Consider the following 24,594-nt stretch of genomic DNA (forward strand, 5'->3'; position numbering starts at 1 on the left):
TTAAATTCATCGTTCCGAAGCAGGCCGCTGTGCGCCCTGCGAGAAAAAGCGCCGATGGTTGACCACCGGCATGCGCGCCCGTATCGACGCCTGTTCACTGCTATCGCGTTCGGCCAGCAACACCGCTTCGCCTTGATCCTGTTGTGTCAGCACGCGCCCCCAGGGGTCGACAATTGCCGCGTGACCGTAGGTTTCCCGTGGCCCCGGATGCACACCCCCCTGGGCAGCCGCCAGCAGGTAGCACTGGGTCTCGATGGCCCGTGCGCGAATCAGCACGTCCCAGTGCGCGGCGCCGGTCACTGCCGTAAACGCCGACGGCGCGGTAATCAATTCAGCCCCCGCAGCACGCAATTCGCTGTACAGCTCGGGGAAGCGCAGGTCGTAGCACACCGTGAGGCCCAAACGGCCGACCGGCGTGTCCGCCACCACCACGTTACCTCCGAAAGCATAGTCGTCGGATTCGCGATAACGACCACGAGCATCGGCGACATCCACATCGAACAGGTGCAGCTTGTCGTAGCGGGCGACGATTTCGCCCTGATCATCGATCAGCAGCGAGCAGGCGTTGGACTTGGCGTGCGGTTGGCCCTTGGGCGGCAATGGCAAAGTACCAGCCACTATCCATAAGGTGAGGTCGCGAGCGGTCTGTTTCAACCACGGCAGGATCGGGCCTTCGCCCAGCGCTTCGGCACGGCCGATATCGGCAATGTCACGACGGCCCATGGCGGCGAAATTTTCCGGCAACACTGCCAGTTTCGCACCACCGGCCGCGGCTTCTTCCAGCAAGCGACGGGCCTGGGCCAGGTTGGCCAGCACGTCACTCTGGCTGACCATTTGAATTACCGCAAAGGACATGGGCCAACACTCCATAAAGGGCATGGCACCATGCTACTCCACAGCCTCTCAGTTTGGCTTTTCAAATGGCTTGTCGAAGGTGATTTTCGGGTCTTTCCACGGGCCTTCGACCTTGTACTGGACACTGGCGAAGCGTGAAACACGGTCGCCGATCAGCTTGTCGATCAGGAACAACGCACCACCAATGGCCGGCGCACCCACGATCAACGCCGCGATCGGCAGGTTGTTGGTCACCGGAAGCGTTACCAGCAGCTTGGCATCGACGCGGTCAGCCACCAGGTCCAGGGTACCGTTGAGCTCGAGGTTGCTCGACGGCCCCGTCATGGTGATCGGTTCGCGGGTCACGAATACGCCATTGCTGGCGGCCAGCAGGCCTTTGACCCGGTCATAGCTCAAACCCTTGCCGAGCAGGTCCGAGAAATCCAGGCGCAACCGCCGCCCGATGGAGTTGAAGTTCAGCAGGCCGAATACCCGCAGGGCCTGGGCTCCGCCTTCCACTTCGACGAACTGGCCGTTGCGGAACGCCGCATCCAGGCTGCCGGAGAAACGCTTGGGCCCTACATAGGCCGGAGAACCAGGCCAACGTCCGTCCACATCCAGATGGAAATCCTGGCTGGTGACGGTCGGCGCATACCCCCACCCCTTGAGTACATCGCCAATATTCTTGCCATCCAGGCGGCCCTTGTACCAACTGCTGCTGTCACCTGCCGCGCCTTCCCAGCCCCCCGCGCCCTTGAGCTGCATGCCCTTGAGGCCCAGGTCCAGGCTGTTGAAGGCCAGGCCCTTGGCGGTCGGACGGATTTTCAGCGACCAGGCGCCGATCAGGTCCGGGCCCTGGAACAACTGGTCGATGGCGATATCCAGCGCTGGAATATCCTTGGGGTCGATGTTCGCCAAGGGGTCCGGCGCGTTTTCATCCGCCTGTACCGTCGGGTCCACCGCCGGCAGCTTCACGTACTGCAGGTTGATCGCAATCGGCGCGCCCTTGGCGTCCGGCAGGTTGACCGTACCCTTGGCCTGCTGGCTGTCGAGCTGCAAGCCCCACGCCGCTGGCTTACGGTCAAGTTGCAAACTGACTTGATCGAACTGGGTGCCAAAACCGGTCAGCTTGCCCACCTTGAAGTCGGCGCCGCTGAGCAATTGCTTGGCACTGCCGCCCGGGTCATTGCCCGCATAGCGATCCACCAGTTTTTTCCACGGATCAATATCCAGCTCAGACAACACCCCACGAATGCGCAAGCCCTTGGCACCCGGCAGCACGGCATCGCCATCACCGAGGAACAACTCACCACGACCATCATTGAACTTGTCTGGGGGCGCGGCAAACGTGAAGTTGGCCAGCTCGCCATAATCAAACCAGTACCTGCGCTCGGCACCCTGCAAGGTCATGCGGAACACACTGTCACGCCCCTGGCTGGCCGGCATGCCGAATGGCGCCGGCAGGTCAACGGCCACGCCCTTGAGGTTGGAACTGACCATCAGTTGGCTGTCGGCGCCATCCAGGGTCACCTGCAACTGGTAAGGAATATCGCCGGACACCGGTAACGGCTGGCTGATTTTCAACCAGTCCGTCAGCCGCTTGACCGTTACCTGGCCCTTGGCATTCACACGGGTGCTGATATTGCCCGGTTTGCCATCGGCAACGATCTGCGCAGTGATCGGCCGATCAAACGCCTGGGCGGTGATGTTCTGGCCACTGAGGCCCTTGGCGCTGTCGAAACGGAACTCGCCCTTGAGCTGGGTCAGGTCCAGTGGCGGCTCGGCCAATTGCAGGCGCGCCTTGTCGGTTTTGAAGTCCACCACGATTTTCGGTTCGGTGCCCTTGGCCAACGGAATATCCAGGTCAAGGCTGCCTTGCAGGTCACCCTCGCCCTTCCAGCCGGCAAAAGTCGATGCAGTGCCGATCGGCGCTTCCTGGAGGATTTTCAGGCCATCACCCAAGCCACCGGCAAAACCGCCCGTGAGCAATAGATGGCTGTCTTTGCCCGCAGCTGCGTGGGGAATATTGACGTAGATATCCTTGACCTTGGTGTCGAGCAACTGGCCCTTGCTGGCCAGGATGCGCACGCCGCTCTCCTCGACAAACACTTCGCCGTTGACCTTGCTCACATGAGGCCAGCCCGGCTGGAACGCCAGCTCGGCATCGTGCACCTTGAAGAACAGGCTGATATTGCGCGAAGCCGGCAGTGCATCGTGGTTCAACGAACCCTGATACTGGAAGAAGCCTTGATCCACCGCCCCCTTGAGGATCGCGGTGCGCAGCCACTCATCCAAAGCGGGGCTCAACACCGCTGGCAGGTACTTTGGGGTGAAGCGTCCATCGCCATCAACCATGCCGACCCGCAGGTCCATGTAGTCTTCCTGGTTGTGGTCAAAATGCAGGCGAATCAGGAAGTCCGCGGCAATCTTGCCCTCCTCGCCCAGCACCTTGATATACGGGGCGATCAGGGTGAAACCTTCTTTGTCCAACTTCCACGTCAGGCGTGCATTGGCCTGGAGGTACTGCCAGGGCTTGGCGAAGATCGGGTCGAGGTGCAGGGAAAAGTCCTTGCTGTCCATGCGCAACTCGCCCTGGCCCAGGTCGCCGCTGATACTGCCGGAAACGTTACGCGCAGCCGGTGCGCCAAAATAGGCATCGAAGCCGATACGCTCGAGGTTGGCGGCGAAGCTGACTTTTTTATCGGTCGTGTCTTGAGGACGGAAATCCACCAGCACATTGCGCAGCAGGCCAGTGGCCTTGAGGTGCTCGACCGTCTTGGCAAAACCTTCCGGCAGCGGCGCCAGCGCATTGAGCAATGGTGTGATAGGCGTCAGGTCCAGGCGGTCGGCCTGGAGCTTCCAGACTTCCAGGTCCTTGTCGGTGGCCAGGGTCTGCTGCAACTGCAGGCGTGATTCCCAGCGGGTCTCGCCCAGATTCATCGCCAGTGAGTCGAACAGCACGCTGAGGCCGGTGTCACTGCGTTGCAGGTAGGCCGTAAGCGCGAGGTTTTCGATATGCACCGGCTTGCGCTCGGCGTAGTGGCCCTTCACCTGTGGCGAGTTGAGGCGCACTACTGCGCTTTGCACAGTGCCTTTGGCCCAGGTCAGCCAGAACTCACCGCCCGCCTTGAACTGCGTGAGCTTCCACTGTTGAGTCAGTTTTGCGGGGATCCACTTGGCCCAATCACTCTGGGGCAGGCTCAGATAAGCCTGGACTTCCCCGTCCTTCCACTGGCTGGCGCGAATGCGGGTGCGCAGGCTCATGGCGAGGGGCTGGCCGTCAGGCAGGGTCAGGCGTGCATCCAGGCGTTGGCGGGTGACGCCGGTGTGCAGGCTCAGGCCGACATACGTCAGGGTCACCGGCGCCTGGTCGAACGGTTGCAGCGTCACTTGGCTGTCGAGCAGCGACACGCGCTTGACCTTCTGCATCTGCGTGAGCAACTGCTCCGGGTCCAGCGGCTGGTCGTCCTGCACCGGCAGGCCTTGCAAGGCCCACTTGCCGTCCTTGTCTTCCTTGACGCTGAGTTGCAGGCCACTGACTTGCAGGTGGGCAATGCGCACTTCGCGGGCCATCAGACTGGCCCAGACATCAGGCACCACTTCGACCTGGTCCAGGCGCAAGGCACTGCTGCCCTCGCCAACCATCACATCATGGGCCAGCAATACCGGCGCAAAGCCGCTCCAGCGGCCTTCGAGGCTGCCGATATGCAAAGGCATGTCCACGGCTGCCTGGGCCTTGGCTTCGACTTCGGCGCGGTACTCGGCCACCAACGGAGTCAATTCACGCCCCAGGCTCACGTACACCGCCGCCAGCACCAGCAACAAGGCACAGAGGCCCAGCCCCCAACGGGTCAAAGCGGCAAAAAAGCGTATCAGACGCTCCATGTCAGGCGACCCTCAAGGCAGTAGTCGAACGGCAGATCAAGGCCTGCCTGTCTCATAAAAGGAAAGCGAATGGGGATCAGAGCAGCACCACGTCGTATTGTTCCTGGGAATACATGGTTTCAACCTGGAAGCGTATCGTGCGCCCGATAAAGCCTTCCAGTTCGGCAACGTTGCCAGACTCTTCGTCCAGCAGCCGGTCGACCACTTTCTGGTTGGCGAGCACTCTATAACCTTCGGCCTGGTAGGCACGCGCCTCGCGCAGGATTTCGCGGAAAATCTCGTAGCAAACCGTTTCCGGGGTCTTCAACTTACCGCGCCCCTGGCAACTGCTGCACGGCTCGCACAGCACTTGCTCAAGGCTTTCGCGGGTGCGTTTGCGGGTCATCTGCACCAGGCCCAACTCGGTAATGCCGATGATGTTGGTCTTGGCGTGATCACGCTCCAGCTGTTTCTCGAGGGTCCGCAGCACCTGGCGCTGGTGCTCTTCGTCTTCCATGTCGATGAAGTCGATGATGATGATGCCACCCAGGTTGCGCAGGCGCAGTTGGCGAGCAATCGCAGTCGCGGCTTCGAGGTTGGTCTTGAAGATGGTTTCTTCGAGGTTGCGATGGCCCACGAACGCGCCGGTGTTGACGTCGATGGTGGTCATGGCTTCCGCCGGGTCCACCACCAGGTAGCCGCCGGACTTGAGCGGCACCTTGCGTTCCAGGGCTTTCTGGATTTCATCTTCGACGCCATACAGGTCGAAGATCGGCCGCTCGCCGGGGTAGTGCTCCAGGCGATCGGCAATTTCCGGCATCAGTTCGGCAACAAATTGTGTGGTGCGCTGGAAGGTTTCCCGCGAGTCGATGCGAATTTTCTCAATCTTCGGGCTGACCAGGTCGCGCAGTGTGCGCAAGGCCAGGCCCAGGTCTTCATAGATGACGCTGGGCGCACCGATGGTCTTGATCTGGGCACCGATCTGATCCCACAGACGCCGCAGATAGCGGATGTCCATGAGGATTTCATCGGCGCCGGCGCCTTCAGCGGCGGTGCGCAGGATAAACCCGCCTGCTTCCTTGATGCCTTCGGCGGCCACACAGTCGCTGACCACCTTCTTGAGGCGCTCGCGCTCGGCTTCGTCTTCGATCTTCAAGGAAATGCCGACATGCGCGGTCCGCGGCATGTACACCAGGTAACGCGATGGTATCGATAGCTGAGTGGTCAGGCGCGCGCCCTTGGAACCGATGGGGTCCTTGGTGACTTGCACCACCAGGCTCTGCCCTTCATGCACCAGCGCGCTGATGCTTTCCACAGCAGGGCCTTCACGCAGGGAAATTTCCGAAGCATGGATAAATGCCGCACGATCCAGACCGATATCGACGAATGCCGCTTGCATCCCCGGCAATACGCGCACCACCTTGCCTTTGTAGATATTGCCGACGATCCCGCGCTTCTGGGTGCGCTCAACGTGCACTTCTTGCAGAACACCGTTCTCTACCACCGCCACGCGCGATTCCATCGGCGTGATATTGATCAGAATCTCTTCACTCATGGCTGGGTCTCGTTCAGGCGTTTTCACAATAGTGACCAATCGCTTAAGGCTGGGCGCTGGGGAACGGCGATCAGCGCGCGGTAAGATTTTGCCAACAGGGTATGCCGAATTGATGGAGCAGTTGTGCGGTTTCGCACACCGGCAGGCCGACTACCGCCGAATAACTGCCATTGAGCCCGGCCACAAACACCGAGCCCAGGCCTTGGATAGCATAGCCGCCCGCCTTGTCCTGGGGTTCGCCACTGTGCCAGTAGGTTGTAGCCTCCTCGACAGAAATGTCGCGAAAACGTACACGACTACTTACACAAACAATCTCGCAGCGCTGGCCGTCGGTGAGGGCAATGGCGGTGAGTACCTCGTGCTCACGCCCCGCCAGGGCCATCAACATCGCCAAGGCGTCGGCCTGGTCAACGGGCTTACCGAGGATCTGACCGTCAACGATCACAGCCGTATCAGCCCCCAGCACACAGGCGCCAGACGTATTTGGGAGCACAGCAAAACCCGCCGCTGCCTTGCCGCGCGCCAGGCGCTCCACGTAGGAAACGGCGGATTCATTTGTAAGAGGGGTTTCATCAATAGCGGCGCTGACCACGGTGAAGGGCACACCGATCTGGGTCAACAGTTCACGCCGCCTCGGAGAGCCCGAGGCCAGGTAAAGCGAATTCATTGCAGACTCTCCCTGTAGGGCTCGATAACCAGGCAGAGCCTCGCAATCCATTCAATTGATTTTATAGCGACGACGCAACCCACGCAGACCAAAGCTGATCCATGGCCACAGCAACGCACTGACCAGGGCCGGCAGCACCAGCGCGAGGGTCGGTTGACGGTTGCCGGTCAACGCGCTGAGCCACAGCTGAACCAACTGCGCCAGGCCGAAGATCACCAGGATCACCAGGCACTGTTGCCACATCGGGAACATGCGCAAACGTTGCTGCAACGACAGCACCAGGAAAGTGATCAACGTCAGGATCAACGCGTTCTGGCCCAGCAAGGTGCCATAGAGCACATCTTCCGCCAGGCCCAGGAACATCGCCGTGACCATGCCGACTTTGTGCGGCAGGTTCAGCGCCCAGAAGGCCAACAGCAACGCCAGCCAGAGCGGGCGAAGGATTTCCATGAACTGCGGCAGCGGCGAAACACTGAGCAACAAACCGATGGCAAAGGTCAGCCAGACGATCCAACCGTTACGCGAATGAGTACCGGCCATTATTCTTCCCTCTGCCGCGTGGTGGCCGCAGCGGCCGCAGGAGGCTTGGCTGCAGGCGTGGCGGCCGGTGGTTTAGTCGCCGCCGGTTTGGCCGGGCGAGCGTTGTGGGCGGCCGGCTTGACCGGTGTGGCCACGGGCGCGGCCGGGGTAGCGGCGGGTGCGGGCGGCCCTACGAATGCAGGCTTGGGCACCGTTGCAGGAACGATCGGCGCTGTACCGTTGCGCTTGTCTTCCGCTTCCTGGGCCTGGGCGGCGTCGTTGGCACGCTCTTCCGGGGTGCGGTTGTCGCTGAATACCAGCAGCAGGTAGCGGCTGCGGTTCAGGGCGGCGGTCGGCACGGCACGTACAATAGCGAACGGCTGGCCGGAATCGTGGATCACTTCCTTGACCGTCGCCACCGGGTAACCCGCCGGGAAACGCTGGCCCAGGCCGGAGCTGACCAACAGGTCGCCTTCCTTGATATCCGCCGTGTCGGCGACGTGGCGCAGCTCCAGGCGTTCCGGGTTGCCGGTGCCGCTGGCAATCGCACGCAGGCCGTTGCGGTTCACCTGCACCGGGATGCTGTGGGTGGTGTCCGTCAGCAACAACACCCGCGAGGTGTAGGGCATCAGTTCAACCACCTGGCCCATCAGGCCACGGGCGTCGAGCACCGGCTGGCCGAGGACCACCCCGTCGCGTTCACCCTTGTTGATGATAATGCGATGGGTGAAGGGGTTGGGGTCCATGCCGATCAACTCGGCTACTTCGACCTTTTCATTGACCAATGCGGAAGAGTTGAGCAACTCGCGCAGCCGAACGTTCTGCTCGGTCAGGGCCGCCAGCTTCTGCATGCGTCCCTGCAACAGCAGGTTCTCAGTCTTGAGTTTTTCGTTCTCGGCGACCAACTCGGTGCGGCTGCCGAACTGGCTGGCCACGCCCTGGAACAGACGTTGCGGCAGGTCGGTGATCCAGTAGGTCTGCATCAACACCAGCGACATCTGGCTGCGCACGGGTTTGAGCAGTGCAAAGCGGGCATCGACCACCATCAGCGCGACCGAAAGCACGACCAGCACCAACAGGCGCACGCCCAATGAGGGGCCTTTGGCGAAAAGCGGTTTAATAAGCCGCTCCTCCCAGGCAAACGTTCTCTTTATTCATACGGCATCTAACCGGCCTGGATGCAGATTGAAGAAGATAAACGCCAACAGGCAGCACTGCAAAGTGCTGCCTGCGGGCGAAACATGGGCTCATCAGCAAAGGCTTATTCGCTGGAAAGCAGGTCCATGGTGTGTTTATCCATCATTTCCAGTGCACGACCACCGCCACGGGCAACGCAGGTCAGCGGGTCCTCGGCGACGATCACCGGCAGGCCGGTTTCCTGGGCCAGCAGCTTGTCGAGGTCGCGCAGCAAGGCGCCACCACCGGTCAGCACCAGACCACGCTCGGCGATGTCGGAAGCCAGTTCCGGCGGCGATTGCTCCAGGGCACTCTTCACGGCCTGAACGATGGTGGCCAGGGACTCTTGCAGAGCTTCCAGCACTTCATTGGAGTTCAGGGTGAAGGCACGTGGCACGCCTTCGGCCAGGTTGCGACCGCGTACATCGACTTCGCGTACTTCGCCGCCTGGATAGGCGGTGCCGATTTCCTGCTTGATGCGCTCTGCGGTGGATTCACCGATCAGGCTGCCATAGTTGCGGCGCACATAAGTGATGATCGCTTCGTCGAAGCGGTCACCGCCGACGCGGACGGATTCGGCATACACCACACCGTTCAGGGAAATCAGGGCGATTTCAGTGGTACCACCACCGATATCCACCACCATCGAACCGCGCGCTTCTTCTACCGGCAGGCCGGCACCGATCGCAGCCGCCATTGGCTCTTCGATCAGGAACACTTCACGAGCACCGGCACCGAGGGCCGATTCACGGATGGCGCGACGCTCAACCTGGGTGGACTTGCATGGAACACAGATCAGCACACGAGGGCTGGGCTGCAGGAAACTGTTTTCGTGAACCTTGTTGATGAAGTACTGCAGCATCTTCTCGCAGACACTGAAGTCGGCGATCACGCCGTCTTTCATCGGACGAATGGCAGCAATATTGCCTGGTGTACGGCCGAGCATGCGCTTGGCCTCGGTGCCGACGGCAACGACACTTTTCTGATTACCATGGGTCCGAATGGCCACAACCGATGGCTCATTCAGGACGATACCGCGCTCGCGCACGTAAATAAGGGTGTTGGCAGTGCCCAGGTCAATGGAAAGATCGCTGGAAAACATGCCACGCAGTTTCTTGAACATGGGAAAGGGACCCTAGGCAACGCGTGGGTAAAAAAGTGCGGCAAACTCTAACAACGACAGGGATTTTGGGCAAGGCGCCAATGTGCTAAATTGGCCGACTTTCTGTGCACCTAACCCCACAATCGCGGCCGTAAGACCGTAGAAATGCGGTAGTGTTCCGACAATCTAACACACGGACAGCCTCCGTTCTGTTTTCCACTGGAGATTCCCATGACGCTTGAACGCTCCGACGTGGAAAAAATCGCTCATTTGGCCAGCCTGGGCCTCAATGAAGGCGATCTTCCACAGACCACCGACGCCCTGAACAGCATTCTCGGGCTGGTCGACCAAATGCAAGCCGTGAATACCGACGGCATCGAGCCCCTGGCTCACCCGCTGGAAGCCAGCCAGCGCCTGCGCGCAGACGTCGTGACCGAGAGTAATAATCGCGAGGCCTACCAGTCCATCGCGCCAGCGGTCGAAAACGGCCTGTACCTGGTTCCGAAAGTCATCGACTAAAGGGAAAGAGCCTGCAATGCATCACATGACTCTGGCCGAGATCGCCCGCGGTCTCGCCGACAAAAAGTTTTCTTCCGAAGAGCTGACCAAGACCCTTCTGGCGCGTATCGCCGAGCACGATCCGAAGGTCAACAGCTTCATCAGCCTCACCGAAGAGCTGGCCTTGAGCCAGGCCAAGGCCGCCGACGCACGTCGCGCCAACGGTGAAAATGGCCTGCTGCTGGGCGCGCCTATCGCCCACAAGGACCTGTTCTGCACCCAGGGCATTCGCACCAGCTGCGGCTCGAAGATGCTCGACAACTTCAAGGCACCCTACGACGCCACCGTGGTGTCCAAGCTGGCTGCCGCCGGGGCCGTGACCCTGGGCAAGACCAACATGGACGAATTCGCCATGGGTTCGGCCAACGAGTCGAGCTACTACGGCGCGGTGAAAAACCCATGGAATCTGGAGCACGTGCCCGGCGGTTCGTCCGGTGGTTCGGCTGCAGCCGTCGCCGCACGCTTCCTGCCGGCCGCCACGGCCACCGATACCGGTGGGTCGATCCGCCAGCCTGCCGCGTTCACCAACCTCACCGGCCTGAAGCCGACTTACGGTCGCGTTTCCCGCTGGGGCATGATCGCCTATGCGTCCAGCCTCGATCAGGGCGGCCCCCTGGCCCGCACCGCTGAAGACTGCGCTATTTTGTTACAAGGTATGGCCGGTTTTGATAAACAGGACTCCACCAGCATCGATGAGCCGGTGCCGGACTACAGCGCCAGCCTGAACGCCTCGCTCAAGGGCCTGCGCATCGGCGTGCCGAAGGAATACTTCAGCGCCGGCCTCGACCCGCGTATCGCTGAGCTGGTGCACAACAGCGTCAAGGAGCTGGAAAAGCTCGGCGCCGTGATCAAGGAAATCAGCCTGCCAAACAACCAGCACGCGATCCCTGCGTACTACGTGATCGCGCCGGCAGAGGCCTCTTCGAACCTGTCGCGTTTCGACGGCGTGCGTTTCGGCTATCGCTGCGAAAACCCGAAAGACCTCACCGACCTGTACAAACGCTCCCGTGGCGAAGGCTTCGGCGCCGAAGTGCAGCGCCGCATCATGGTCGGCGCCTACGCCCTGTCGGCCGGTTACTACGACGCGTACTACCTGAAGGCGCAGAAAATCCGCCGCCTGGTGAAAAACGATTTCATGGCCGCCTTTGAACAGGTCGACGTGATTCTCGGCCCAACCACGCCGAACCCGGCCTGGAAACTCGGCGCCAAGAACGGCGACCCGGTGGCTGCGTATCTCGAAGACCTGTACACCATCACCGCCAACCTCGCGGGCCTGCCGGGCTTGTCCATGCCCGCTGGCTTCGTCGATGGCCTGCCGGTCGGCGTGCAATTGCTCGCCCCGTATTTCCAGGAAGGCCGCCTGCTCAATGTGGCGCACCAGTACCAGTTGAACACTCACTGGCACACTCGCACCCCTACCGGCTTCTGAGGAGAACACTATGCAATGGGAAGTCGTGATCGGGCTGGAGATTCATACCCAGCTCGCCACCCAATCGAAGATTTTCTCCGGTAGCGCCACCACGTTCGGCTCCGAGCCCAACACCCAGGCCAGCCTGGTCGACCTGGGCATGCCCGGCGTATTGCCGGTGCTGAACCAGGAAGCGGTGCGCATGGCGGTGATGTTCGGCCTGGCGATTGACGCCGAGATCGGCCAGCACAACGTGTTCGCGCGCAAGAACTACTTCTACCCGGACCTGCCCAAGGGCTACCAGATCAGCCAGATGGAATTGCCGATCGTCGGTAAGGGCCACCTGGACATCCCGCTGGAAGACGGCACCATCAAGCGCGTCGGCGTGACCCGTGCGCACCTGGAAGAAGACGCCGGCAAGAGCCTGCACGAAGAATTCCCGGGCGCGACCGGTATCGACCTGAACCGTGCCGGCACGCCGCTGCTGGAGATCGTCTCCGAGCCGGACATGCGCAGCGCCAAGGAAGCCGTAGCCTACGTCAAGACGATCCACGCGCTGGTGCGCTACCTGGGCATCTGCGACGGCAACATGGCCGAAGGCTCGCTGCGTTGCGACTGCAACGTGTCGATCCGGCCCAAAGGCCAGGTCGAATTCGGCACCCGCTGCGAGATCAAGAACGTCAACTCGTTCCGCTTCATCGAAAAGGCGATCAACAGCGAAGTGCGTCGCCAGATCGAGCTGATCGAAGACGGCGGCAAGGTCATCCAGCAAACCCGCCTGTACGACCCGAACAAAGACGAAACCCGCGCCATGCGCAGCAAAGAGGAAGCCAACGACTACCGTTACTTCCCCGATCCGGACCTGCTGCCGGTGGTGCTGGAGGACTCGTTCCTCAACGACATCCGCGCCACCCTGCCGGAACTGCCGCAGCAGAAACGCGAGCGCTTCCAGGAGCAGTTCGGCCTGTCGGTCTACGATGCCAGCGTCCTGGCGTCCAGCCGTGAGCAAGCCGACTACTTCGAAAAAGTCGTGAGCATTGCCGGTGACGCCAAGCTGGCGGCCAACTGGGTGATGGTTGAGCTGGGCAGCCTGTTGAACAAGCAGGGCCTGGAAATCGACGAAGCCCCGGTCAGCGCCGAGCAGCTGGGCGGCATGCTGCTGCGCATCAAGGACAACACCATCTCCGGCAAAATCGCCAAGACCGTGTTCGAAGCCATGGCCAGTGGCGAAGGCAGTGCCGACGAGATCATCGAGAAGCGCGGCCTCAAGCAAGTCACCGACAGCGGCGCGATCTCGGCCGTACTGGATGAAATGCTCGCGGCCAACGCCGAGCAGGTCGAACAATACCGTGCGGCAGACGAAGCCAAGCGCGGCAAGATGTTCGGCTTCTTTGTGGGCCAGGCGATGAAAGCCTCCAAAGGCAAGGCCAACCCGCAACAGGTGAACGAACTGCTGAAAAGCAAGCTCGAAGGCTGATAGCGATGAAGGGGCCGAGTCAGGTTTCATGCTCGGCTCGGACCAGTGTGGGAGGGGGCTTGCCCCCGATTGCAGAGTGTCAGCTGACGAATGTCTGGCTGATGCGCCGCTATCGGGGGCAAGCCCCCTCCCACATAAATTCATTCTACCTTTGACATGGGGAAACCTTGAATGAAGCGTCTACTCGGCCTCCTGGCCCTGTTCTCCCTGTTGGCCGGCTGCGCCAGCGGCCTCATCGACCCCAACGGCTACGACGACACCGGCACCGCTTCCTATTACGGCGCCAAACACCACGGCAACAAAACCGCCAGCGGTGAACCCTTCAACCAGAACGCCCTGACCGCTGCCCACCGGCGCCTGCCCTTCGGCACCCAGGTCAAGGTCACCAATCTCGACAACGACAGATCCGTGGTTGTCCGCATCAATGATCGCGGCCCGCATACCCGTGGGCGCTTGATCGATCTTTCACGCAAGGCTGCCGAACAGCTGGGTATGATCAGCAGCGGTACGGCGCGGGTTCGCGTGCAAGCCCTGAGCAATTGAAGACGGAGCCCTGGCCATTTTCGGATTAACCGCCCTCTCGCCCTGGAGCCTGCTGGAATTGGTCAGCGGCCTGGTGCTGCTGATCCTCGGTGCCGAAATCCTGGTGCGCGCCGCCGTGCGCCTGGCCGCGAGCCTCAAAGTGCGGCCACTGATCATCGGCCTGACCATCGTCGCCTTCGGCAGCAGCGCGCCGCAGATGACTGTCAGCCTGCAAGCCACCCTGGCCGGCAATACCGATATCGCCGTGGGCAGCGTGATCGGCAGCAGCATCTTCAACATCCTGGTGACCCTGGGCCTGTCGGCGTTGATTGTTCCGCTGCGGGTCTCACGCCAATTGGTGCGCCTGGACATCCCCGTGATGATCCTGGCCGGGCTGCTGGTGTTCACCCTGGCGGCCAACGAAGAACTCACGCCCAGCGACGGCCTGATGCTGCTCGTTGCCCTGCTCGCTTACCTCGGCGTATTGCACTACCAGACGCGCCACTCCCGCCGCCCGCGCACGCTGGATACGGTGGCCAGCGCGCCCTGGCTGAGCAGCGTGCTGTTGATGCTCGGCGGTTTTCTGGTGCTGGTACTGGCCGGGCATTTGCTGTTGGGCGCGGCGGTGGACGTGGCGAGCGACCTGGGCCTGTCGGAGCGTGTGATCGGCCTGACCCTGATCGGTGTCGGCACCTCGCTGCCCTGCCTGGCCACGTCACTGATCGCCGCCCTGCGCGGCGAACGTGACATTGCCGTGGGCAACGTGATCGGCAGCAACCTGTTCAACCTGCTCGGTGTATTGGGCCTGACCGCCCTGCTCGCGCCATCACCGCTGTCGGTATCACCCAACGCCCTGGATTTCGACCTGCCGGTGATGCTCGGCGTGGTGGTGCTGTGCCTGCCGGTGTTCTACACCGGTTACCGCGTGACCCGCGCCGAAGGCCTGGTGCTGCTGGGCCTGTACCTGGCGTACGGGCTGCATGTGATGGCGTTCACCACGGGCATGCCCCTGGCCAACAAGCTTGAACAACTGATGCTGTATTACGTCCTGCCAGTGCTGGTGGCTTTTCTGTTGTTCAGCACGCTGCGAGCCTGGCGCCGCCAACACAAGAGGGAACCGCAATGACCGATCAGAAGAAGCCCGGGGTGGAAATGCGTCGTCAGGTCATGGGCGATGCGTTCGTCGACCGCGCCCTGGGCAATGCCACCGAGTTCAGCCAGCCACTGCAGGATTTCGTCAACGAACATGCCTGGGGCAGCGTGTGGAACCGCGAAGGATTGCCGCTGAAGACCCGCAGCCTGATCACCCTCGCCGCCCTGACCGCGCTCAAGTGCCCACAGGAACTGAAGGGCCACGTGCGCGGCGCACTGAACAACGGTTGCACCGTGGAGGAAATCCGCGAAGCACTGCTGCATTGCGCGGTGTATGCCGGTGTGCCGGCAGCGATTGATGCGTTCCGTGCCGCGCAGGAAGTGATCGACGCGTATCAGACCGATCAGCAGTGACGGTCAGATAGCTATCGGGGGCAAGCCCCCTCCCACTTTGAATGTGCTCGCCCGTCCAATGTGGGAGGGGGCTTGCCCCCGATTGGCCCTCACAGGCACCCGGGCGTTCAGATCCAACCACCCGCCTGCAACACAAAGATCCCGATATTCGTGGTCACCGCCGCCATCAAGGTGGTGATCACGATAATCGCCGCCGCCAGTTCATGGTTGCCCTCGGCCGCCCTGGCCATCACGAAGCTCGCCGCGGCCGTCGGTGCGCCGAAGTACAGGAACAGAATCCCCAACTCCGGCCCGCGAAAGCCCAGCAGCCACGCGCCCAGGGTGGCGATCACCGGTAGCCAGACCATCTTCATCAGGCTCGCGCTCAGCGCCATGTTGCCGCTCTTGCGCAGTGCCGCCAGCGACAAGGTGCCGCCGATGCAGATCAACGCCAGCGGCAAAGTGGTGTCCGCCAGGTACTGCATGGACTTTTCCAGCCAGCCGGGCAGGCCGATCTGGAAATAGGCGAACGGCGCCGCCGCGATCACACTGATGATCAACGGGTTGGCCAGCACGCTCTTGCAGATGCTCCATGGGTCGGACTTGATCACCGGGCTGTACACCGCCAGCACGATGGTCGACAGCGTGTTGTAGAACAGGATCACCAGCGCCGCGAGGATCGCGCCGAGGGAGATGCCGTAGTCGCCGTACATGCTGGCGGCCAGCGCCAGGCCGATTACACCGTTATTACCGCGAAACGCCCCCTGGGTGTAGATGCCCCGGTCTTCACGCGGGCAACGAAAGATCGCCCAACCCCAGGCCAGGGCAAAGCTGAGCAAGGTGGCGACGGCAAAATAGATCAGCAAGCCCGGCTTGAGCGCCGAGTGCAGGTCGGCATGCAGAATGCCGAGGAACAGCAACGCCGGCATGGTGACGTTGAACACCAGGGACGAGGCCGTGTGGATAAAGTTATCGTTGATCCAGTGGATGCGCTTGAGCAACACACCCAGGAACAGCATGGCAAACACCGGCGCGGTGATGGTGAGGGTGGAGAGAAAAATTGCCAGCATGCCGGGGAGAACCTTGGTGAGCGTCGTTAGGTGGCTAATGATAAGCCAGTGTAGGCCGCTTCGTCTGGTCTACCGCTATCGGGGGCAAGCCCCCTCCCACCTCTGACGGTGCTCACCGTTCAAAATGTGGGAGGGGGCTTACCCCCGATGCAGGCGACTCGGTCTCAGGTAATAGGCGCCGGGTTGAACAAGGTGATGTCGTTGTGCAGCTTGTGGTGTTCCGCCCACGTCTGCTTCTTGCCGCTGGCCACATCCAGATAGAAGTGGAACAACTCCCACCCCAGCTCCTCGATGGTCGCACGCCCGGTGGCAATGCGCCCGGCATCGATATCGATCAGGTCCGGCCAGCGCTGCGCCAGCTCCGTGCGCGTCGACACCTTCACCACCGGCGCCATCGCCAGGCCGTAAGGCGTGCCACGCCCGGTGGTGAACACATGCAGGTTCATCCCCGCCGCCAGTTGCAAGGTGCCACACACAAAGTCACTGGCCGGCGTCGCGCAAAAGATCAGGCCTTTGCTCTTGAAGCGTTCACCCGGGCCAAGCACACCGTTGATCGCACTGCTACCGGACTTGACGATGGAGCCCAAGGACTTCTCGACGATGTTCGACAACCCGCCCTTCTTGTTACCCGGCGTGGTGTTGGCACTGCGATCCGCCTCGCCCTTGGCCAGGTAACGGTCGTACCAATCCATTTCCCTGACCAGCTCCTGGGCAACTTCTTTGCTTTCAGCGCGAGACGTCAACAAGTAGATGGCATCGCGGACTTCGGTTACTTCAGAAAACATCACCGTCGCCCCCGCCCGCAGCAACAAGTCCGAGGCATAGCCCAGCGCCGGGTTGGCGGTGATGCCGGAGAATGCATCACTGCCGCCGCACTGCATGCCCAGGATCAACTCGGACGCCGGCACGGTTTCGCGGCGGCGCTGGTCGAGTTTCTTCAAGCGCGTCTCGGCCAGCTCCATGATCTGCTCGATCATTTCGGTAAAACCGTGGCTGGAGTCCTGCAGGCGATACAGCCAGGGCTCACTCAGGTCGACCGAGCTGTCGTTGTCGTGCATCACCTGCCCGGCCTGCAATTTCTCGCAGCCCAGGCTGATCACCAGGGCTTCACCGCCGAGGTTGGGGTTGCGCGCCAGGTTGCGCACGGTGCGGATCGGGATGTAGGCATCCGTCGCGGTGATCGCCACGCCGCAGCCATAGCTGTGGGTCAGCGCCACCACGTCATCCACATGCGGGTACTTGGGCAGCAATTCATCCTTGATGCGCTTGACCGCATGGTCCAGCACGCCCGTGACGCACTGCACCGTGGTGGTGATCCCAAGGATATTGCGCGTACCCACGGTGCCATCGGCGTTGCGATAACCCTCGAAGGTAAAGCCCTCCAGCGGCGCCTGGGTTTCAGGCACCTCGGTGGACAGCGGCAAGCTGTCCAGTGGTGGCGCGGTGGGCATGCGCAGTTGATCCTCCTGCACCCAGCTGCCGCGTGGAATCGGCGCCAGGGCGTAACCGATGGTCTGGCCGTAGCGAATAATCTGGCCGCCTTCGGGGATATCTTCCAGGGTCACTTTGTGGCTCTGGGGGATGAAATCCACGGTCACCAGGCCGTCCGGGAACTCGGTCCCGGCCGGAACGCCCTGGTCATTGACCACGATCACTACGTTGTCGCGCTCGTGCAAACGAATCGAGCGCGGCGAGTCGGCATGTTCAATCAACTGCATTGCATCGCCCCTCAGGAATGCGCTTCGGTTAGGTTGGTCAACTCTGGCCCCTTGCTTGGCGGCTCTTTGAGTACTACGCGCTTGATCGGGCCGACGATAACCAGGTAGCTGAACACTGCCACCAGGGCGTTGGCACCCACGAACACCAAGGCCCACTTGAACGAGCCGGTGGTGCTGATGATGTAGCCGATGACGATTGGCGTGGTGATCGACGCCAGGTTACCGAAGGTGTTGAACAAGCCGCCACTGAGGCCGGCGATTTGTTTCGGCGAGGTGTCGGACACCACCGCCCAACCCAGTGCGCCAACGCCCTTGCCGAAGAAGGCCAGGGCCATGAAGCCAACCACCATCCATTCGATATCCACGTAGTTGCAGGCCACGATGCTGCTGGAGATCAGCAGGCCACCGATGATCGGCGCCTTGCGCGCGAAAGTCAGGGAATGGCCCTTGCGCAAGAGGTAGTCGGAAATCACCCCGCCGAGCACGCCACCGATAAACCCGCAGATCGCCGGCAACGAGGCGATGAAACCGGCCTTGAGGATGGTCATGCCACGGTCCTGCACCAGGTACACCGGGAACCAGGTGAGGAAGAAATAGGTGATGCCGTTGATGCAGTACTGGCCCAGGTACACGCCGAGCATCATGCGGTTGGTCAGCAACTGGCGGATGTAATCCCACTTCGGCCCATCGGTTTTCTTACCCTTGCCTTTGTCCTGGTCCATATCGACCATGGCGCCGTTGGCCGCGATGTGGTTGAACTCGGCTTCGTTGATCATCGGGTGCTGGCGCGGGCTGTGGATAACTTTCAGCCAGATCAGCGAGAAAATGATGCCGATCACGCCCATCACGATAAACACATGCTGCCAGCCGAAGCTGTAGACGATCCAACCCATCAGCGGCGCAAACAGCACGGTGGCAAAGTATTGCGCCGAGTTGAAGATCGCCGACGCCGTACCGCGCTCAGCAGTCGGGAACCAGGCGGCCACAATACGAGCGTTGCCGGGGAAGGACGGCGCCTCAGCCAGGCCCACCATGAAACGCAGCATGAACAGCGCAACCACGGCGGTGGAGACCCCGAATTCACCAACATAGCCTTGCAGCACAGTGAACAGGGACCAGGTGAAGATGCTCAAGGCATAGACTTTTTTCGAGCCGAACCGGTCCAGTAGCCAGCCACCGGGAATTTGCCCGGCCACGTAGGCCCAACCGAATGCGGAGAAGATATAACCGAGGGTGACCGCGTCGATGCCGAGGTCTTTTTGCAGGCTGGAGCCCGCGATGGCGATGGTGGCCCGGTCGGCGTAGTTGATCGTGGTCACCAGGAACAGCATGAGCAGGATCAAATAGCGGACGTGGGTCGGCTTGGTCGCTTGCATGTAGAAGTACTCCCACTAATTATTTTTTTTGCGGGTAATGGTTTTCTGTTTTTAATGTGGGAGCCGGCAGGCATCCGGCTCCCACAAAGTGATGCGTGTTACGAACCGATGTAACTGGTCTTCACCACGGTGTAGAACTCTTGCGCATAGCGACCTTGCTCACGCGAACCATAGGATGAGCCCTTACGGCCACCGAAAGGAACGTGGTAATCCACGCCGGCAGTCGGCAGGTTGACCATCACCATTCCGGCCTGGGAGTGGCGCTTGAAGTGGTTGGCGTATTTGAGCGAGGTAGTGGCAATGCCCGCCGACAGCCCGAACTCGGTGTCGTTGGCCATGGCCAGCGCCGCTTCGTAGTCCGCCACGCGTACCACGTTGGCCACCGGGCCGAAGATCTCTTCACGGCTGATACGCATCGCAGCTTCGCTGTCGGCAAACAGCGTCGGTGCCAGGTAGTAGCCTTCGGTGTCGCAGGTCACCAGGCCGCCACCGCTGACCAGCCGCGCACCTTCGCTCTGGCCGATGTCGATGTACTTGAGGTCCTGGTCCAACTGAGCCTGGGAAACCACCGGGCCAATGTCCGTGCCGCTCTTGAGTGCATGGCCGACCTTGATCGACTTCATGCGCTCGGCCATGGCCGCGACGAACTGGTCGTGGATGCCGGCGGTGACGATCAAGCGGCTGGAAGCGGTGCAACGCTGGCCGGTGGAGTAGAACGCGCTCTGTACCGACAGCTCGACGGCCTGCTTGAGGTCGGCGTCGTCGAGGATGATCTGCGGGTTCTTGCCGCCCATTTCCAACTGCACTTTGGCCTGGCGCGAGACGCAGCTGACGGCAATCTGGCGTCCAACACCCACAGAACCGGTGAAACTGATGCCATCGACCTTCGGGCTGTTGACCAGCACGTCGCCAACCACGCGACCGCTGCCCATCACCAGGTTGAATACACCGGCGGGGAAACCGGCGCGGGAAATGATTTCCGCCAGGGCCCAGGCACAGCCCGGCACCAACTCGGCTGGCTTGATCACCACGCAGTTACCGTAGGCCAGGGCCGGGGCGATCTTCCAGGCGGGGATAGCGATCGGGAAGTTCCACGGCGTGATCAGCCCAACCACACCCAGGGCTTCACGGGTGACTTCAACGTTGACGCCCGGGCGTACCGACGGCACGTAGTCGCCGGACAGACGCAGGCATTCGCCGGCGAAGAACTTGAAGATGTTACCGGCGCGGGTCACTTCGCCGATGGCTTCGGGCAGGGTCTTGCCTTCTTCACGGGCCAGCAGGGTGCCGAGTTCTTCACGGCGAGCGAGGATTTCGCTGCCGACTTTATCCAGGGCGTCATGACGCGCCTGGATGCCGGACGTCGACCAGGCCGGAAATGCAGCACGGGCAGCATCGATGGCAGCGTTGACCTGGGCAACATCAGCCTTGGCATATTCGCCAATGACATCGGACAACTCCGACGGATTGAGGTTGACGCAATAGTCGGCACCGGCCACCCACTGGCCATTGATGTAGTTATCGAAACGTTGGGCTTGGGACACAAATCTTCTCCTGACGCAAAAGGCCGCTGATTGCTCAGCGGCCTTGTAGATAGGTTATTGCGCGCCTTGCTTGTCGATCAGCGCGGCCAGGGCTTCGTATTCTTCCGGCAGCAGGTCGGTCAGCGGCGTGCGCACCGGGCCTGCGTCGTAGCCGGCGATTTTTGCACCTGCCTTGACGATGCTCACCGCGTAACCGGCCTTGCGGTTACGGATGTCCAGGTACGGCAGGAAGAAGTCGTCGATGATCTTGGCGACGGTGGCGTGATCGTCCTTGGCAATCGCGTGGTAGAAATCCATCGCGGTTTTCGGGATGAAGTTGAACACCGCCGAGGAGTACACCGGCACGCCCAGGGCCTTGTAGGCAGCGGCGTAAACCTCAGCAGTCGGCAGGCCGCCGAGGTAGCTGAAACGGTCACCCAGGCGACGGCGGATCGACACCATCAACTCGATGTCACCCAGGCCATCCTTGTAGCCGATCAGGTTCGGGCAGCGCTCGGCCAGGCGTTCCAGCAGCGGCGCAGTCAGGCGGCAGACGTTGCGGTTATAGACCACCACGCCGATTTTGACCGACTTGCACACCGCTTCTACGTGGGCGGCAACGCCGTCCTGGCTGGCTTCGGTGAGGTAGTGCGGCAGCAGCAGCAGGCCTTTTGCGCCGAGGCGTTCGGCTTCCTGGGCGTACTCGATGGCCTGGCGGGTCGAACCGCCGACACCGGCGAGGATCGGCACGCTGGTAGCGCAAGTATCAACGGCGGTTTTCACCACCTGGGAATATTCGCTGGCGGCGAGGGAGAAAAACTCACCGGTGCCGCCGGCAGCGAACAAGGCAGTGGCGCCGTAAGGGGCGAGCCATTCCAGGCGCTTGATGTAGCCCGCCTGGTGGAAGTCACCCTGGGCATTGAAATCGGTCACCGGAAAAGACAGCAGACCGTGGGAGAGGATGGACTTCAGTTCTTGTGGATTCATTATTCGAACACCCTGGGCGAAGACTTTCTATCGAAAGGTTGTTGTTGGTTTTGGTGATGTCGTACGTCATCGTACAACTATAAAAAGATTCGTCAACTGCAATTCATCAGACTTCATTCAACGAGGGGTTGAAGAGCACCGTCTTGACGTAGGAAGTTTTTACTCTATGCTCGATAAAACTGTATATACATACAGTTATTAAGGAAGATTCCTACGACATAGCAAGGAGCTAACATGTCAGGTCTTGATCTCGCAGTATCCGAAAAAAAACCACCTGTCCTGCGTTTCGAAGGGGGTGAACACACCGCCATCGGCGACGACACGCTACTGCGCTTCGCCAAGGACGCCCCGGCAATTCCCGCCCGCCAAGTCGAGCTGCACCTGCCCAACGGGCTGGCGTTGACCTATGGCCAGATCATTGCCTTGGGCGGCGACTTCTATGGCATCCCCGGCCAGCCCATCAGTGATGGCGCCTCCCCTGCCGAACGTGTGCAACGCTTTTCCGCTGCTTTCAACACGCTCGCCGCGCTACCCGCCTCGCGGGAAGAAGCGCACAAGATCCTCGCGGTGATGCAAAAGGAGATCAATGCAGTCAAGCAAGCGATCAAGGATGGCAAGCAGGCCCATGAAGCCTACGACGCCTTGGGTGATACGTTGTCTGAGGAATGGAACCGCATCACCGGCGGTGGCAGTGCGGTGTCAGCGCTGATCCCACTGGGCCGCTACCTGAAGCTGGCGGCAGACAATGCCGACCACTTCGGCGAATGGGCGCTGTCCGCGTACCTGGCGGGGCACACAGTGGCGCTGCAACAAGCCGTCGTGGCGCACCAGATCGGTACCGACCAGGCGCTGGAACTGGCCTATGCCATGAACAGCTTTGCTGATCACTTTTTGACCGATCTGTTTTCGGCAGGCCACTTGCGTGTACCGCGCAAACAACTGGCAGCGGTGGTGACACCCGGTGAACTGGGTTCGCTGATCAGCCGCTTCATGCACGATGAAGACAGCAAATTCGGGCTGAAAGTGCGCAATGCCCTGGGCGATCAATGGCACGCGTATGGGGACAAGCGCTACTTCGATGATATCGATGCGGACAACCGGATGCAGGTCAAACGTGCGGTGCAAGCTTCAGCCGATGAGATCTTCGATACGTTTATCAGTGGTGCCGCGCCCTCCCCGGCCAACTTCAAGGCACCGCTGTATGTGCCCGACCTGAATGCGGCACAGAACCCGGCGAACAACTTTTCGCCGCTGTTCAAGATGGAGGGAGACAAGGTGCTGCGCCGCAAGGATGTGAATGACCTGAACGACAAGCGCTGGACGAATGATTGGTGGGGGTGGAGCACTTACCTGCTGCTCAAGGACTACAAGCCAAACACCCCGACAAACTGACAACCGCGCCTACAGGCAGCACTTCTAGATGCGCTGCGCCTCTGCCTCTTCATGGGCATGGCGCAGCCGCTCGCGGCTATTGGTCAGGTGCAAACGCATCGCCGCCCGCGCCGCATCCGAATCCTGGCGGGCAATCGCCTCATAGATCTCTTCGTGCTCACGGCTCAAGCGGCTCATGTAGTGCTGCTGGTCATCATGGGCCAGGCGCGCCGAATTCAGGCGGGTGCGCGGAATGATGCTGGTGCCCAGGTGGGTCATGATGTCGGTGAAGTAGCGGTTGCCGGTGGACAGCGCGATTTCCAGGTGGAAGGCAAAGTCGGAGGCCACCGCATCGCCGGCGTGGGCCGCGCTTTCATTCAGGGCGTCTAACGCCGCACGCATGGCGGCCAGTTGTTCATCGCTGCGGCGCAAGGCGGCCAGGCCGGCGGATTCCACTTCCAGGCTGATCCGCAATTCCAGAATCGCTAGCACGTCACGCAGGGTCACCACGGTAGCCGGGTCGATGCGAAAGCCGCTCGGGCTCGGCGTGTCCAGCACAAAGGTGCCGATACCATGACGGGTTTCCACCTGCCCTGCCGCCTGCAAGCGTGAGATGGCTTCACGCACCACCGTGCGGCTGACGCCATGGGCGTCCATGATCGCCGACTCGGTGGGCAGTTTGTCGCCCCGCTTGAGCTGGCCGTCGCGGATCTGCTCGGACAACACCGTGACCAATTCCTGGGCAAGGCTGCGGCGCTTGCGGGGAAGACGAGGGGCGGTGTTGGCGTTTTCCATGATGAATCATCTTTCTCGGCGAACTTGAGCACGCATCATAGCCCATGGTGGTTGTACGATCACCGTCCGGGCGCGACTTTCATCTACATCCTTCGCGCAAAAAAATGCCCCGACACAGGTCGAGGCTTTTTTTCGGCTAACCCCGAGGGGAACGCCGGTTATTTCACCACTTTTAGGCTCGGCCGGCCGCTGGGGCGCGGTGGCTCGGAGTCTGGTGGCGGCTGATCATCACCCTCTTCGCTTTCGATCGATTCGTCGTCCTCGAAAGGCGACTCCAGATCGAACACCATGCCTTGGCCGTTCTCCCGGGCATAGATGCCGAGGATGGCGCCAATCGGCACGTACAGCGTATGCGGCACACCGCCGAAACGCCCTTCGAAGCTGACCGCTTCATTGTCCATGTGCAGATGGCGTACGGCACTGGGTGATACGTTCAGCACAATCTGCCCGTCGCTGGCAAAACCCTGCGGTACCTGAACCGCAGGAAATTCCGAATTGACCAGCATGTGCGGGGTGCAATCGTTGTCCACAATCCACTCATAGAGCGCGCGGACCAGGTAGGGTCGACTGGAGTTCATCAGCGGCTC

21 protein-coding genes are annotated in these 24,594 nt (G+C 61.2%); 7 read left to right on the forward strand and 14 right to left on the reverse strand.

Annotated features, from left to right (window positions below):
* Positions 1–6: 6 nt before the first annotated feature.
* The 7 genes from NL123_RS25965 to mreB all read right to left on the reverse strand — a co-directional run bounded on the left by NL123_RS25965 (position 7) and on the right by mreB (position 9,738).
* Positions 7–855, reverse strand: coding sequence for a carbon-nitrogen hydrolase family protein (locus NL123_RS25965; protein WP_494356626.1), 849 nt, complete (start codon positions 853–855; stop codon positions 7–9).
* A gap of 48 nt (positions 856–903) precedes the next feature.
* Positions 904–4,719, reverse strand: coding sequence for a YhdP family protein (locus tag NL123_RS25970; protein WP_494356627.1), 3,816 nt, complete (start codon positions 4,717–4,719; stop codon positions 904–906).
* 76 nt (positions 4,720–4,795) lie between these two features.
* A complete protein-coding gene (gene rng, locus NL123_RS25975; RefSeq protein ID WP_010213134.1) occupies positions 4,796–6,253 on the reverse strand; it encodes a ribonuclease G in 1,458 nt (485 codons plus the stop codon).
* 70 nt (positions 6,254–6,323) lie between these two features.
* Positions 6,324–6,920 carry a Maf family protein gene (locus NL123_RS25980; protein WP_058423005.1) on the reverse strand — a complete coding sequence of 199 codons (597 nt, stop codon included), beginning with the start codon at positions 6,918–6,920 and terminating at the stop codon, positions 6,324–6,326.
* Positions 6,921–6,971: 51 nt separating this feature from the next.
* Positions 6,972–7,460, reverse strand: a complete 489-nt coding sequence (gene mreD, locus NL123_RS25985; protein ID WP_058423006.1) for a rod shape-determining protein MreD — start codon at positions 7,458–7,460, stop codon at positions 6,972–6,974.
* Complete coding sequence (gene mreC / locus NL123_RS25990; protein ID WP_494356628.1) at positions 7,460–8,530, reverse strand: rod shape-determining protein MreC; 1,071 nt, start codon at positions 8,528–8,530, stop codon at positions 7,460–7,462. Before mreC ends, mreD begins: the two co-directional genes overlap by 1 nt.
* A 170-nt stretch (positions 8,531–8,700) precedes the next feature.
* The gene (mreB, locus tag NL123_RS25995; RefSeq protein WP_002555108.1) at positions 8,701–9,738 is read right to left on the reverse strand and encodes a rod shape-determining protein MreB; all 1,038 of its coding nucleotides are present in this window, start codon (positions 9,736–9,738) and stop codon (positions 8,701–8,703) included.
* A gap of 210 nt (positions 9,739–9,948) precedes the next feature.
* Here mreB and gatC point away from each other — a divergent pair, with 210 nt between their 5' ends.
* From gatC to NL123_RS26025, 6 genes are all read left to right on the forward strand, one after another.
* Positions 9,949–10,236, forward strand: coding sequence for an Asp-tRNA(Asn)/Glu-tRNA(Gln) amidotransferase subunit GatC (gene gatC, locus NL123_RS26000; protein WP_494356629.1), 288 nt, complete (start codon positions 9,949–9,951; stop codon positions 10,234–10,236).
* A gap of 16 nt (positions 10,237–10,252) precedes the next feature.
* Positions 10,253–11,704 (forward strand): Asp-tRNA(Asn)/Glu-tRNA(Gln) amidotransferase subunit GatA, encoded by a 1,452-nt coding sequence (gene gatA / locus NL123_RS26005; RefSeq protein WP_494356630.1) that lies wholly within the window; start codon positions 10,253–10,255, stop codon positions 11,702–11,704.
* Positions 11,705–11,714: 10 nt separating this feature from the next.
* Positions 11,715–13,160, forward strand: coding sequence for an Asp-tRNA(Asn)/Glu-tRNA(Gln) amidotransferase subunit GatB (gene gatB, locus NL123_RS26010; RefSeq protein WP_494356631.1), 1,446 nt, complete (start codon positions 11,715–11,717; stop codon positions 13,158–13,160).
* 171 nt (positions 13,161–13,331) lie between these two features.
* Positions 13,332–13,703 (forward strand): septal ring lytic transglycosylase RlpA family protein, encoded by a 372-nt coding sequence (locus tag NL123_RS26015; protein WP_494356632.1) that lies wholly within the window; start codon positions 13,332–13,334, stop codon positions 13,701–13,703.
* A gap of 58 nt (positions 13,704–13,761) precedes the next feature.
* Positions 13,762–14,808, forward strand: coding sequence for a calcium/sodium antiporter (locus NL123_RS26020; protein ID WP_248486165.1), 1,047 nt, complete (start codon positions 13,762–13,764; stop codon positions 14,806–14,808).
* Positions 14,805–15,188, forward strand: a complete 384-nt coding sequence (locus tag NL123_RS26025; RefSeq protein ID WP_058423012.1) for a carboxymuconolactone decarboxylase family protein — start codon at positions 14,805–14,807, stop codon at positions 15,186–15,188. Before NL123_RS26020 ends, NL123_RS26025 begins: the two co-directional genes overlap by 4 nt.
* A gap of 107 nt (positions 15,189–15,295) precedes the next feature.
* On the opposite strand, the gene NL123_RS26030 is transcribed toward NL123_RS26025, so the two are convergent.
* The 5 genes from NL123_RS26030 to kdgD form a co-directional block, all read right to left on the reverse strand.
* Entirely contained in the window at positions 15,296–16,237 is a 942-nt protein-coding gene (locus NL123_RS26030; RefSeq protein WP_071494153.1) for an AEC family transporter, read from the reverse strand.
* Between the two features lie 164 nt (positions 16,238–16,401).
* A complete protein-coding gene (gene garD, locus NL123_RS26035) occupies positions 16,402–17,955 on the reverse strand; it encodes a galactarate dehydratase (protein ID WP_248486158.1) in 1,554 nt (517 codons plus the stop codon).
* Between the two features lie 11 nt (positions 17,956–17,966).
* Complete coding sequence (locus NL123_RS26040; protein ID WP_248486156.1) at positions 17,967–19,331, reverse strand: MFS transporter; 1,365 nt, start codon at positions 19,329–19,331, stop codon at positions 17,967–17,969.
* A gap of 98 nt (positions 19,332–19,429) precedes the next feature.
* Positions 19,430–20,875: an aldehyde dehydrogenase family protein gene (locus NL123_RS26045; protein ID WP_049710003.1), complete on the reverse strand. Its 1,446-nt coding sequence runs from the start codon at positions 20,873–20,875 to the stop codon at positions 19,430–19,432.
* 54 nt (positions 20,876–20,929) lie between these two features.
* Positions 20,930–21,841, reverse strand: a complete 912-nt coding sequence (gene kdgD, locus NL123_RS26050; RefSeq protein WP_034102171.1) for a 5-dehydro-4-deoxyglucarate dehydratase — start codon at positions 21,839–21,841, stop codon at positions 20,930–20,932.
* Between the two features lie 234 nt (positions 21,842–22,075).
* On the opposite strand from kdgD, the gene NL123_RS26055 reads away from it, so the two are divergent.
* On the forward strand, positions 22,076–23,233 hold the full coding sequence (locus tag NL123_RS26055; protein ID WP_248486154.1) for a phospholipase: 1,158 nt from the start codon (positions 22,076–22,078) through the stop codon (positions 23,231–23,233).
* Positions 23,234–23,257: 24 nt separating this feature from the next.
* Here the strand turns inward: NL123_RS26055 and NL123_RS26060 are convergent, their stop codons facing one another.
* Positions 23,258–24,007 carry a FadR/GntR family transcriptional regulator gene (locus NL123_RS26060; protein ID WP_248486152.1) on the reverse strand — a complete coding sequence of 250 codons (750 nt, stop codon included), beginning with the start codon at positions 24,005–24,007 and terminating at the stop codon, positions 23,258–23,260.
* A 158-nt stretch (positions 24,008–24,165) separates the two neighbouring features.
* Positions 24,166–24,585, reverse strand: a complete 420-nt coding sequence (locus NL123_RS26065; protein WP_248486150.1) for a ClpXP protease specificity-enhancing factor — start codon at positions 24,583–24,585, stop codon at positions 24,166–24,168.
* Positions 24,586–24,594: the final 9 nt, after the last annotated feature.

It is taken from the genome of Pseudomonas sp. FBCC-B1565, from assembly GCF_059133265.1.

Coding starts and splice junctions, on each gene's coding strand:
- NL123_RS26065 (WP_248486150.1), bottom strand. CDS start 24,585: ATGAACTCCAGTCGACCCTACCTGGTCCGCGCGCTCTATGAGTGGATT.
- rng (WP_010213134.1), bottom strand. CDS start 6,253: ATGAGTGAAGAGATTCTGATCAATATCACGCCGATGGAATCGCGCGTG.
- NL123_RS26015 (WP_494356632.1), top strand. CDS start 13,332: ATGAAGCGTCTACTCGGCCTCCTGGCCCTGTTCTCCCTGTTGGCCGGC.
- NL123_RS26040 (WP_248486156.1), bottom strand. CDS start 19,331: ATGCAAGCGACCAAGCCGACCCACGTCCGCTATTTGATCCTGCTCATG.
- garD (WP_248486158.1), bottom strand. CDS start 17,955: ATGCAGTTGATTGAACATGCCGACTCGCCGCGCTCGATTCGTTTGCAC.
- NL123_RS26030 (WP_071494153.1), bottom strand. CDS start 16,237: ATGCTGGCAATTTTTCTCTCCACCCTCACCATCACCGCGCCGGTGTTT.
- NL123_RS26055 (WP_248486154.1), top strand. CDS start 22,076: ATGTCAGGTCTTGATCTCGCAGTATCCGAAAAAAAACCACCTGTCCTG.
- gatC (WP_494356629.1), top strand. CDS start 9,949: ATGACGCTTGAACGCTCCGACGTGGAAAAAATCGCTCATTTGGCCAGC.
- mreB (WP_002555108.1), bottom strand. CDS start 9,738: ATGTTCAAGAAACTGCGTGGCATGTTTTCCAGCGATCTTTCCATTGAC.
- NL123_RS25970 (WP_494356627.1), bottom strand. CDS start 4,719: ATGGAGCGTCTGATACGCTTTTTTGCCGCTTTGACCCGTTGGGGGCTG.
- gatA (WP_494356630.1), top strand. CDS start 10,253: ATGCATCACATGACTCTGGCCGAGATCGCCCGCGGTCTCGCCGACAAA.
- mreD (WP_058423006.1), bottom strand. CDS start 7,460: ATGGCCGGTACTCATTCGCGTAACGGTTGGATCGTCTGGCTGACCTTT.
- gatB (WP_494356631.1), top strand. CDS start 11,715: ATGCAATGGGAAGTCGTGATCGGGCTGGAGATTCATACCCAGCTCGCC.
- NL123_RS25965 (WP_494356626.1), bottom strand. CDS start 855: ATGTCCTTTGCGGTAATTCAAATGGTCAGCCAGAGTGACGTGCTGGCC.
- NL123_RS26025 (WP_058423012.1), top strand. CDS start 14,805: ATGACCGATCAGAAGAAGCCCGGGGTGGAAATGCGTCGTCAGGTCATG.
- kdgD (WP_034102171.1), bottom strand. CDS start 21,841: ATGAATCCACAAGAACTGAAGTCCATCCTCTCCCACGGTCTGCTGTCT.
- NL123_RS25980 (WP_058423005.1), bottom strand. CDS start 6,920: ATGAATTCGCTTTACCTGGCCTCGGGCTCTCCGAGGCGGCGTGAACTG.
- NL123_RS26060 (WP_248486152.1), bottom strand. CDS start 24,007: ATGGAAAACGCCAACACCGCCCCTCGTCTTCCCCGCAAGCGCCGCAGC.